This is a genomic window from Aquimarina litoralis (genome assembly GCF_019295435.1).
Lineage (GTDB): Bacteria > Bacteroidota > Bacteroidia > Flavobacteriales > Flavobacteriaceae > Aquimarina > Aquimarina litoralis_A.
The window spans coordinates 18,533-31,022 of the sequence record NZ_WEKL01000016.1; the positions used below are offsets into that span (position 1 = coordinate 18,533).

Annotated in this window: 10 protein-coding genes; 9 read left to right on the forward strand and 1 reads right to left on the reverse strand. The window is 32.2% G+C overall.

Annotated elements, in window-relative coordinates; translation table 11 throughout:
• The first annotated feature begins 151 nt into the window (after positions 1 to 151).
• A complete protein-coding gene (locus tag GBO31_RS10365; RefSeq protein WP_219008270.1) occupies positions 152 to 1,300 on the forward strand; it encodes a serine hydrolase in 1,149 nt (382 codons plus the stop codon).
• A 263-nt stretch (positions 1,301 to 1,563) separates the two neighbouring features.
• Complete coding sequence (locus GBO31_RS10370; RefSeq protein ID WP_219008271.1) at positions 1,564 to 1,917, forward strand: hypothetical protein; 354 nt, start codon at positions 1,564 to 1,566, stop codon at positions 1,915 to 1,917.
• 10 nt (positions 1,918 to 1,927) lie between these two features.
• On the opposite strand, the gene GBO31_RS10375 is transcribed toward GBO31_RS10370, so the two are convergent.
• Complete coding sequence (locus tag GBO31_RS10375) at positions 1,928 to 2,161, reverse strand: hypothetical protein (protein ID WP_219008272.1); 234 nt, start codon at positions 2,159 to 2,161, stop codon at positions 1,928 to 1,930.
• A 267-nt stretch (positions 2,162 to 2,428) separates the two neighbouring features.
• On the opposite strand from GBO31_RS10375, the gene GBO31_RS10380 reads away from it, so the two are divergent.
• The 7 genes from GBO31_RS10380 to GBO31_RS10410 all read left to right on the forward strand — a co-directional run bounded on the left by GBO31_RS10380 (position 2,429) and on the right by GBO31_RS10410 (position 12,487).
• Positions 2,429 to 5,653, forward strand: coding sequence for a VPS10 domain-containing protein (locus GBO31_RS10380; RefSeq protein ID WP_219008273.1), 3,225 nt, complete (start codon positions 2,429 to 2,431; stop codon positions 5,651 to 5,653).
• Positions 5,654 to 5,664: 11 nt separating this feature from the next.
• Positions 5,665 to 7,623 carry a S9 family peptidase gene (locus GBO31_RS10385; RefSeq protein WP_219008274.1) on the forward strand — a complete coding sequence of 653 codons (1,959 nt, stop codon included), beginning with the start codon at positions 5,665 to 5,667 and terminating at the stop codon, positions 7,621 to 7,623.
• Between the two features lie 21 nt (positions 7,624 to 7,644).
• Positions 7,645 to 8,322 carry a DUF2490 domain-containing protein gene (locus GBO31_RS10390; protein WP_219008275.1) on the forward strand — a complete coding sequence of 226 codons (678 nt, stop codon included), beginning with the start codon at positions 7,645 to 7,647 and terminating at the stop codon, positions 8,320 to 8,322.
• 2 nt (positions 8,323 to 8,324) lie between these two features.
• Positions 8,325 to 8,897 carry a cysteine hydrolase family protein gene (locus tag GBO31_RS10395; protein ID WP_219008276.1) on the forward strand — a complete coding sequence of 191 codons (573 nt, stop codon included), beginning with the start codon at positions 8,325 to 8,327 and terminating at the stop codon, positions 8,895 to 8,897.
• Positions 8,898 to 9,089: 192 nt separating this feature from the next.
• The gene (locus tag GBO31_RS10400; protein ID WP_219008277.1) at positions 9,090 to 9,806 is read left to right on the forward strand and encodes a DUF547 domain-containing protein; all 717 of its coding nucleotides are present in this window, start codon (positions 9,090 to 9,092) and stop codon (positions 9,804 to 9,806) included.
• A 129-nt stretch (positions 9,807 to 9,935) separates the two neighbouring features.
• Entirely contained in the window at positions 9,936 to 11,147 is a 1,212-nt protein-coding gene (locus GBO31_RS10405; RefSeq protein WP_219008278.1) for a bifunctional alpha/beta hydrolase/OsmC family protein, read from the forward strand.
• A gap of 155 nt (positions 11,148 to 11,302) precedes the next feature.
• Positions 11,303 to 12,487, forward strand: a complete 1,185-nt coding sequence (locus GBO31_RS10410) for a fibronectin type III domain-containing protein (protein ID WP_219008279.1) — start codon at positions 11,303 to 11,305, stop codon at positions 12,485 to 12,487.
• Positions 12,488 to 12,490 lie beyond the last annotated feature (3 nt).

Genomic DNA, 12,490 nt, shown 5'->3' on the forward strand with positions numbered 1-12,490 from the left:
ACCGACTGAACAACTGAGTAATCCTTTATAATTAACAAATGTTTTGGATTTGTTAGAGAACCAACTAATTTTTATGACCAATAAACTCCAAAAAACAATTCTTATATTTGGATATAGGCATTCATTAATTATACTTTTTAAAAAGTTATATATGAAATTTAAACTTATATTAATCGTAAGTATTTTGACCCTTTCTTGTGCTTCAAAAGATCCTATAGAACAAATTTTATCTTCAGAAGATACAACTATAAGAAGAGTAGTTGATAATCTTGAAAAACATGAAGTACAAATAATATACAGCCAAATTCATCGAAACGAGAAAAATAAAATCTCTTTTACGGATTATGAGTTTAATGTTTCGGATAGCACCTATTTTTATCCGGCTAGTTCTGTCAAGTTTCCAATAGCACTGATTACGCTAGAAAAATTAAATGAATTACAAAAAAGTGGAATTTCTATTGATAGAAACTCCACTTTCATACTAGAACGAGATACACTTTATACAAATATTGAGAAAGAGATTATTAAAATTTTTGCGGTAAGTAGTAATAAAGCATATAATCGGTTGTTTGAGTTTTTGGGACAAGATTATATCAATCAAAAATTACAATCCAAAAACCTCAAAGGTCGTATTTCACATCGGTTATCTGCATTTCATTCTCATAATTTAAAAACACAGTCAATTGCATTTAAAAAAAATGTAGACGACAGTATAGTTATGTACCAACAAGAAAGTATTACAAATACTCCTCAATCCAAATTATCTTTAGAAAAACTGTTAAAGGGAAAAGGGTATATCTATAATGATTCATTAATGCAACGACCTAAGGATTTTTCAGAAAAAAATTATCTTCCACTACGATCTTTACACGAAATGATGAAACGCATTCATTTCCCTAAAAATTATAGTGAAAAAGAAGGCTTTAATATCTCCAAGGACGATTATAATTTTGTTATTAATGCTATGAAAACTTTACCGAGTGAAACTGGCTATGATAAAAAAGAATACTATGATGGATATGTTAAGTTCTTTATGTTCGGAGATACTAAAGAAGATATTCCTGAGCATATTCAAATTCATAACAAAGTAGGATATGCATACGGTTATCTAACTGATTGTGCCCATATCAAAGATTCAAAAAACAACATTGAATTTCTATTATCTGCAACTATACACGTAAATGAAAATGAAATTTATAATGATAATCAATATGAGTATGACGAAATCGGAATTCCGTTTCTCGCAGAAATAGGTAGAAAAATATATCAATTAGAGCTAAACCGAAATAAAATAGACTAACGTGCGGTATAATTTTAAGAATTATTCAAAAAAACATTGTTAAAATTCATAATCTAACACCTATTTTAAGATTTATTAATCTTTTTTTAACAAAGTTCTATATTTAAAAAGGAAGTAAAAGAATTAACTTTATAATCCCCCTTACGTTAAGAGCGTCAATTAGAGTACAAAATAACAACATTAATATGGTTACAGAATTTATAATGGAGTAATCATATACTACGTACGATCCGATAGTATATGATTCTAAAAACTTACTAAATATGAAAAAACATATACTATTGTTCTTCTTTCTTTTTACTGGAGTATTATACCCAAATGACCTTTTGATAACGTTGGAAACTTCATCTTTTGTTTCAATTCAAACAGATAGAAAACTTTCTGACGAAGAAGTACAACAAAGAGGACTCGATTTACTAGCAAACGAAGTGATAGAAAAAATCGACGAGATCGATTTAAGAAAAATGGCAAGATCTGCAATTTTTGAAACTTCTTATGGTTTTCGATGGAAAATGATCAATCTTCACACAGGAAGTATTATTATCGTTAAAGTAAATAAAGATTTTAAATTAATTTCTGCTCGAAATAGTAAGAAAACTAAAATCATGAATCCTTGATGGAAAATAATTAAGAAAGTATTTCCTTAATGGTATCATAATTGTCGTGGTATTCCCAATATATTACTCTATCAAAAGCATACTTTATTAAAATATATTTTTCACTTATTGATAAAATTCTGTCAACAGCTACCAACTTCTTTGACGGAGAAGCGACCGTAACTTCTTCTGTTATTTCTTGATTTCTTGCATCAAATCCATGTACGATAATATGACTCTGTAACGTTAGTTCTATAAATTTCATAATCCAGATTTTATACTTCAAAGGTATCGCTTTTTCACCTTAACACCCCTTTAAGAGTTTCGCATTCTCATTTTCTTAACTTTAGCTTTTCAATTTCATAATCAATCAAAAAATGTTAAAAAGATACTTCCTTTTAACTTCTATATTATTAGATAATCCTCATTATATCTACCTAATATCATCTTATTTGATGGAAATACAATCTGTAAAAACACAATTTTCAAAATAAAAGATCAAATTCAATTTAATTAACTCACTAATACTAAAATGAAAAAATTACTATTTCTAATATCTCTGATTCTAGCATCGGGGATATATGCGCAAGACTTTTCGATGGACTATGTCAAAAATATGCATCCAAGAAACATTGGTCCTGGAGGAATGAGTGGTCGTGTAACATCTATAGATGTAGTGATTTCTAATCCTGATATCATTTATGCAGGTACCGCTTCTGGAGGATTATGGAAATCTACTTCAGGTGGAATTAAATGGGAGCCTATTTTTGATAATGAAAGTACTGCTTCTATAGGAGCTGTTGCAATCCAGCAATCTAACCCTTCGGTAATATGGGTTGGGACTGGTGAAGGAAACCCTAGAAATAGCTTAAATGGAGGGTTTGGAATTTATAAGTCTCTAGACGGTGGTAAAAACTGGAAGCTAATGGGGCTTGAAAAAACCAGACATATCCACAGAGTAATAGTGGATCCTACAGATCCTAATACGGTTTATGTAGCAGCGATAGGTTCTCCTTGGGGAGAACATCCTGAAAGAGGAATCTTCAAAACAACAGATGGTGGAGAAACTTGGAAAAAAATTCTCTTTGCAAACAATAAAACTGGAGCCGCTGATTTAGTTATGGATCCAACAAACCCAAACAAATTAATAGCTGCACTTTGGGAACATAAACGTGATCCTTGGTTTTTTAAATCAGGAGGAGAAGGTTCTGGATTATATATCACCCATGATGGAGGAAAAACTTGGAAAGAAAAAACAGATAAAGATGGCTTACCTAAAGGAGATTTAGGTAGAATCGGAATCGCCATCTCTAGAAATAAACCTAATATCGTCTATGCACTAATTGAAGCTAAGAAAAATGCATTATACAAATCAGTAGATGGAGGTTTCAATTGGAAAAAAGTAAATGATAAAAACGATATTGGTAATCGTCCTTTCTACTATTCAGAAATTTATGTAGACCCTCAGAATGAAAATAGAGTATATTCCATTTTTACATATGTAAATGTATCTGAAGATGGTGGAAAGAATTTCACCCAGCTAATGCCTGCTTATGGTGCGAATAATGGTGTACACCCAGATCACCACGCATGGTGGATTCATCCAGAAGATGGTAATTTTATGATTGATGGAAATGATGGTGGATTAAATATTACTAAAGATGGAGGAAAAACTTGGAGATTTATTGGTAATCTTCCCGTTGCACAGTTTTATCATATCAATGTAGATAATGAATTCCCTTATAATGTTTATGGAGGAATGCAGGATAATGGAAGTTGGAGAGGACCTTCATATGTTTGGAAAGCACAAGGAATAAGAAATTCTTACTGGCAAGAAATTTCGTTTGGTGACGGATTTGATGTTGTACCGGATAAGGATGATTCTAGATATGGTTGGTCCATGAGTCAGCAAGGATATGTGAGCCGCTATGACTGGATGACTGGAAATAATTATACCGTTCGTCCTACACATCTTGATCCAAAAGTCGAATTACGATTTAATTGGAATGCCGCCATTAACATTGATCCTTTTGATAATAACACCATCTACTTTGGAAGTCAATTTGTTCATAAAAGTACCGACAAAGGATTAACTTGGGAGATTATTTCTCCAGATCTTACTACAAATGATCCAGAAAAACTGAAACAATCTGAAAGTGGTGGTTTAACAATGGACGCTACTGGTGCCGAAAATCATTGTACTGTATTGGTAATAGAGCCATCTCCTTTAGAACGTAATATGCTTTGGGCAGCTACTGATGATGGTAGAGTTCATATTACAAAAAATGGTGGAGCTAATTGGACGGATATTTCCAAAAATATTAAAGGTTTACCAGCAGGAAGTTGGATTGTGCAAATCAAAGCTTCTAATAAGAAAAAAGGTGAAGCTTTATTGGTTGCTAATGATTATAGAAGATTCAACTATACTCCATATGCTTATAGAACTGTTGATTATGGAAATACTTGGCAACGAATTGTAGATAGTGGAGATGTTAAAAGTTATGCATTAAGTATTGTAGAAGATCCTATCGAGAAAAACTTACTTTTCTTAGGAACAGATGATGGGTTATATATTTCTGTAGATGCAGGAAATAAATGGACAAAATGGACGTCTGGATTTCCAACAGTTTCTGTAAAAGACTTAGTGATTCAACCAAGAGAGCATGACTTAGTGATTGGAACTTTTGGTAGAGCTGCATGGGTGTTAGATGATATTAGACCATTAAGAGCTGTTGCTAAAAATAAAAGTGTATTAAGTCAAAAGTTGCAATTATTTGAACCCCCAACAGCTTATCAAGCTGCATATCAACAACCTACAGGAAGTCGTTTTGGTGGTGATGCATTATTTAATGGTGAGAATCGAAAAGGAGGAGCTCATATTTCATTTTTTGTAACCGTAGAACAAAAGGAAGCGTCTAAGACGAAGAAAGATGATGATAAAAAGGATGACAAAGCAGATGAGGAAGAAGAGAACGATGAAAAAGAAGAAAATAAAGTAAAATGGGATTCCATACATCTAAAAATTTATGATGGAGATAGACTCATTAGAACACTTAAACAAAAAACTCCTGATTCTACAGGAATGCATAAAATGAGATGGTTCATGGATGAAAAAGGAGTAGCACGTCCATCGAGAAAGATTCAAAAGCAAAAAAGAGAACCTGGAGGAGTAGGTGTAAAACCAGGCACCTACAAATTAGTTATGGAATATGGAGATCAAAAATCCGAAACAAATATTGTTGTAAAATCGGATCCTAGATTACAAGTTTCGCAAAAGAATATTAATGAAATTTATGATGCCTCAAAAAAACTGGAAACTATGCAAAAAACGGCAGCAGATGCAGTTAAACAATTAGTAGAAAGTAAAAATGTTGCCTCAAAATATCAGAAAGAACTTAACAAGTTGGATAAAAAGAAATTTAAAGAACAAATAAAATCTTCTAAGGAAATTATCAAAAAAATAGATTCAGTAATAGCCATTTATATTGGTAAAGAAGATAAAAGGCAAGGGATCACAAGAAATCCTGAGGTTACAGTTATGCAAAGGTTTGGAACTGCAAGCTGGTACACTGGAACTAGACAAAATGGATTGACCAGTACTGAAAACACATTAATCAAACAAGCTAAAGATGCATTAACAGATGCCATTGATAAGACGAACACTTTCTTCAGAGAAGAATGGACACCTTATCAACAAGCCATGGAAAAATTAGACACTTCTCCTTTTAAGGAAATAAAGACTTTCACAATCAATTAAAACATTTATCAATGAAAAAACTCGTTATTTTAGGAATGGGACTTCTCTTATTCTATTCCTGTAAAAATGAAACCAATGAGGAAAAACCAGAAATTGCACAATCAGTACAAATAGAAGAATATTCTATAGAGCAATTCATGGATAATGAAAATGCCTTTGCTAACGGCTTTTCTAAGGATAAATCTAACGTTCTGATGACTAGTAATCGTTCTGGAATCTACAATATGTACACTACCTCAGTAAAAGGAGGCGAATTGATCCCGGTAACAAAGTCTGATAGCTCTTCTGTTTATGGAATATCTTATTTTCCTAAAGATGATAGGATTTTATTTAGAATGGATGGTAATGGAGATGAAATTTTTAAAATCTTTATGAAAGACAGCTCTGGAATTAAAAGACTTACTCCAGAAAAAAATGTACGAGCTCTGTTTAGAGGTTGGTCTAAAGATGGTAAAAGCTTTTTCTATGGAAGTAACGAAAGAAATCCAAAATTCATGGATCATTATGAAATGAACATTTCTGATTTTTCATCAAAAGTGATTTATGAAAATAAAGATGGGTTGGATTTTGCTGGAATGTCAGAAGATCGAAAATATATTGCTTTATTAAAGCCTGTAAATACAAATGATACCGATCTATTTGTAATGAATACCAAAACAGGTGAAAAAACTAAAGTTAATGAGAATCTAAGTGGTAACTCTCCAGCTGATTTTTCTCCAGACAGTAAATTTCTATACTATACTTCTGATGACGGTGCAGAATTTAGTTATTTAATGAAATATAACCTTGAAGATGGCACAAGGGAAAAAGTAGCACAAAAAGATTGGGATATTACTTCGTTTTATTTTACAAGAAATGGAAAATATAAAGTAATGTTTACCAATGAAGATGCTAAAACGGTAATGAGTGTAGAAGAAGTAGCTACAGGAAAACCTATAGATTTCCCTACATTTAAAGACAAAGAAATTTCTAGTGCAAGTTTTTCAAGAGATGAGACTATGGCATTTCTTAATGTAGCCGGTTCTAGCACACCAAGAAACGTATATTCTTATGATATCGCTACAAAAGAATATCATCAGCTTACAGATGTTCTAAACAAAGATATCAATGCTGATCATTTAGTAGCTTCTGAAGTAGTACGTTTTAAATCCTTTGATGGCCTTGAAATTCCAGCGATCTATTACAAACCAAAACAAGCAACCACAGATAATAAGGTTCCTGCTTTAGTTTGGGTACATGGAGGTCCAGGAGGACAATCAAGACAAGGATTTAGCTCTGTTATTCAGTATTTAGTAAATCATGGATATGCAATTTTAGCGGTTAACAATAGAGGAAGTAGTGGTTACGGAAAAACATTCTATAAAATGGATGACCAAAATCATGGTGACAAGGATCTAAAAGATTGTGTAGCTGGAAAAGATTGGCTAGCGCAGCAAGATATTATTGATCCTAATAAAATTGGAATCATTGGTGGTTCTTATGGTGGTTATATGACAATGGCTGCATTAACTTATACTCCAGAAGAGTTTAAGGTTGGTGTTAATATATTTGGTGTGACCAATTGGTTAAGAACCCTAAAAAGTATTCCGCCATGGTGGGAATCTTTTAAAGATGCTTTATATACTGAAATGGGAGATCCAAATACTGCAGATTCTGTAAGATTACGTAAAATTTCTCCTCTGTTTCATACAGAAAAAGTGACTAAACCACTGATTGTATTACAAGGTGCTCAAGATCCAAGAGTATTAAAAGTAGAATCTGATGAGATCGTTGAAGGAGTTAGGAAAAATGGTGTTCCTGTAGAGTATGTTCTATTTGAAGATGAAGGTCATGGTTTTGTTAAAAAAGAAAATCAAATTGAAGCTTACGGAAAAGTTCTAAAATTCCTTAACACCTATCTAAAAGGTTCAGGATCTGATGTCATTAACGATGGTAAAAAAGAAGTAAAAACTGTAGAACCTCAATCTTAAAAAATCTAAGAGTATATATTTATGAAGAAAACAATTTTAGTAATTGCATTATTAGCTACTGTTATTCAAGCTAATGCCCAAAATACTGGTGAAGACGAATTAGGCGCATGGTATATGTATTTTGGAACGAATCGAATTACTGACAAACTCAGTATTCATTCAGAAGCACAATTCAGGTTCTACGAAATAGCAAATACATTTAATCAATTGTTATTACGTACTGGACTTAATTATCATTTAACTGATAATGCAATTGCTACAATTGGATATGGATATATTAATACAGATGGTACCTTTGCCGATATTCCTGGTGAAGAGAATAGCAATGAACATCGAATATTTGAGCAATTCATTCTAAAAAACAAAGTAGGAAAAGTAGCATTCGAACATAGATATCGTTTAGAACAACGTTTTATTAGTACACAAGCAGACGATTTTACAGAACATCGTGCGCGCTATCGTTTGCAACTTACCTATCCTTTTAATGATAAATGGTTTCTGAATGTTTATGATGAAGTTTTTATCAATTTACAAGAACCTATTTTTGGTCAAAACAGATTATATGGAGCTATTGGATATAATGTAAAGTCGAATTTTAGTATTCAAGTAGGATATCTTAAAAATCACTTTACAGGTATCAACTTTGACAGATTACAATTGGGTATAATCTATAATACTGACTTTAGAAAAGAACAATAGAAATGAGCATTCCTACAACAAAAAATAATCCTGCATTACTATTAATTGATGTTCAAAAAGGGATTAATAGTCCAGGTTATTATGGTACTGAACGTAATAATCCCGAAGCTGAAAAAAACATTGATACTTTATTAAAAAAATGGCGAGCAGAAAAACTTCCTATATTTCACGTAAAACATTGTTCTACCAATCCAGATTCGCCATTAGCTAAAGGAAAATCAGGAAATGACTTTCAGGACTTTATTATTCCCTTACCCAGCGAGCCTGTAATTGAAAAAGATGTAAACAGTGCGTTTATAGGAACAGACCTAAAAGATCAATTAACAAATGATGAGATCGATACGCTAGTAATTGTAGGACTAACTACCGAACATTGTGTTTCGACGAGTACAAGAATGGCTTCTAATTATGGTTTCAAAACTTTTCTAGTAGAAGATGGTGTAGCAGCTTTTGACAAAATTGGTTCTAATGGTGAAAAATATAGTGCTCAAATGGTACACGATATTGAAATAGCTAATCTGAAAGATGAGTTCGCCACTATTATAAAAACTGAAGATATTATAAAATCCTTATAATAACACACATCAAAACTGCTTTTTTCTGACATATATTCACTATTTTTACACTTTTTAAAAACGTGAAAAACATATTTTTTTGTGTTTTTTGTCGATTTAATTTGTTTTTTATCGGTAATTATTTTAATTTTACGGCTAAACCGTAACTTTAAATTATAAGATAATTTCCCCAAAAAATTAATACAACTTAAAATGAAAAGGTATCTATTATTAACAGCTGTAGCACTCATCAGTTTAGTTTTTGATCTAAATGCTCAACAAAAACATATTGATCATATGGTATGGGATCAACTTTTGTTGCTTAATGTATCGAATGACGGTAAAGTAGATTATAAAGGTTTTATTAGAGATAAGTTTTTATTTGATAAATATTTCAAATCCCTAGCTACAAACTACCCTGCTGAAAACTCTGAGGAGACAGAAAAGCTCGCTTATTGGGTAAACTTGTATAATGCGATTGTTATGAAAATGGTTATTGATCACTATCCAATTAAATCCATCAATGATTTAGAAAATCCTTGGAAGAAAAAAGCGATAACAATTAATAATAAAGAATATAGTCTTGATGATATAGAACACAAGATGCTAAGAAAAATGAATGAACCTAGAATTCATTTTCTTCTCAATTGTGCAGCTACCTCATCACCAAAATTGTGGAATAGAGCCTATACCGGTAGAAATATTACTCAAGCGTTAGAAGAAAAAACTATTGAATATATTAACGATCCTACTAAAAATCTGGTTTCAGGAGACAATATAAAATTATCCAAAGTATTTGAATGGTATGCTAAAGATTTTGATAATGGAGATATTAAGAATTATATTAATCAGTTTTCTGATGAAAAAATAGAAAAACAATCTAAAATAGGCTTCTTAGAATATGATTGGAGTTTAAATGAAAAACAATAATTTCATCCTTATAATCCATTAAAAACTGATTTTTATAAATCATCCAAAAGTAAACGTTAACACATTTTTAACCCACAGAAAAAGTTAGAAAAGACCAAAAATTTCGACATTTAGAAAAACAACATTTCGATGAGTCTTTCTAAAATTTCTTTTATAAATAATGAAGGTCAAGTACTTTCGGGTCGTTTGGAACTTCCAGCGGATCAACATCCTCACAATTTTGCCTTGTTTGCACACTGTTTTACTTGTAACAAAAACCTAGGAGCAGTTCGCAATATTAGTAGAGCCTTAACTTCTCAAGGCTTTGGCGTGCTTAGATTTGACTTTACTGGATTAGGAGAAAGCGAAGGTGATTTTGCAGATACTAATTTTTCTGGTAATGTGGATGATCTAATAGCAGCAGCTGATTTTCTAGCAGAAAATTATCAAGCTCCTTCCCTACTCGTTGGTCATTCTCTAGGAGGTGCTGCTTCAATATTTGCTGCTTCAAAAATTGAAGCTATTAAGGCTGTTGCAACCATTGGTGCTCCGTCAGACCCTACTCATGTACAACACTTATTGCGTAGCGGACTAGCAGAAATCGAAGCAAATGGGAAAGCTGTGATCAATCTAAGTGGAAGAGATTTTACGATCAAAAAACAATTCTTAGATGATTTAGAAACCAAATCATTAGCTTCTGTAGCTAAAAATTTAAACAAAGCTTTATTGGTTTTACATTCTCCGCAAGACACTACGGTTGGGATTAAAAATGCAGAAGAAATATATCATGCCGCAAAACACCCCAAAAGCTTTGTTACTTTAGATGGAGCAGATCATTTGTTAATGCGCAAAGAAGACTCTATCTATGCCGGAAATGTAATTGCAGGATGGTCATCTAGGTATATCGATATTCCTGAAGAACCTAAATTAAAGAGTAAACATCAAGTAGTGGCAAGCCTTGGAAATGATGAGGGATATACTACTCAAATGAAAGTAGGTAATCACTATATGGTTGCCGATGAACCTGAAACTGTAGGTGGCAATGATTTTGGACCTTCTCCATATGAATTCGTCTCTGCTGGATTATCTGCCTGTACAGCCATGACTATTAAGATGTACGTTTCTAGAAAAGGTTGGGATCTCAAAAATGTAGAAGTGCATACAAGCTATGATAAAAGACATATAGAAGACTGTGAGAATTGTGAAGATCCAACTGCCAAAATTGATACGTTCGATAGAGAAATCAAATTAGAAGGGGATTTGGACGAAAAACAAATTGCTAGAATTCTACAGATAGCTGATAAATGCCCAGTACACAAAACCTTACATACAGAAACACAAGTAATTACAAAACTGATATAATAACATAGTATACTAGGATTTTATTTCCACTAAAACTTTAAATCCTATACTATACACCTCTAAGGGTATACCCTGATTTTTATAAATCAAGGTATGCCCTTACCTTTTTTTAATGCTATCATGATAGCTTGCATCAGTAAATAATAAACTATGTAATGATGGATAATAGCATTAAAATTTCGAGCTTATTTATAGTACTATTCCTAATACTAGGTTGTAGTAAAGATGACTCGCCTGAAGGGTTTTCGATAGAAAATCAACCACCAACAGCATTTACGATCAACATAGCTGTTGATAAAAATACAGCCCAATTAAACTGGACAAATGCTGAGGATCCAGAAGATGATCCTATAGAATATACTATTCTACTAGAGAATGAACCAATTATTTCACAGAATACTACCAGTTTTATCCTAGATGACCTTCTATACCAACAAAAGTATCAAGGTAGTATCATTGCTGATGACGGTAATGGAAATGAAGTTGAAGTACCTTTTACRTTTACAACCGATTATTTAAGATTATTGTTTTTTGAATCTGACAATGGTTCGGAAAATAATTTTCTATACGAATATGATAGTAATAATGTATTAGTACAGTCAGTACAAAGCTTTCAAAGTATCACAAATACTATGGTTTATGATGATAATGGACGTTTATTATCCATAGGGAATACTACGTATACTTATAATTTCAACGGACTACTTACAAAAGTTAGTGATGGTACTGGCAAAGGAGATTTAAAATTTCTTTATGATGACCAAGATCGTATCCGCGAACTTAACATCCTAAGGACTGGAGATAATAATTATGTCGGTATATCCAAAATGAAGTACACCTATGACACCTCAGGAAATCTTACCATATTACATTTTGAAAGGAGACATACTTCCGATAATACTGATGGAGTTCAATTGACTTTTTACAGATGGTTATTATCCTACGATAATGTTGGAAATTTAGTAGAGCGCACATTTCAAACTAGTGATGACGAAGGTATAACCTATGAAACATCACGTAGACAGGTTTATGCCTATGACGATAAAAAAAATCCCTGGACGCCTATCATCAAAGAGCAGTTTCAGTTTAACCTTCCTACACTATTTGACATCCCAAGAGAATATAGGTCTTTTCGAGTTGGAACTTTTAATATTGATGGATATGGAGTGCAATTTGTAAGGGGAAATCATAACATCATTAATCTACAAGATTATAGAAATGGAAATCTCAATATCGAATTCAATATAGAGTATGAATACAACGAATCTGGTTATCCTGTTTCAGCAAAATATTCTGTAAACGACATATTTCTTTTTCCTAAATGGGTTTATTTAGAATAACAA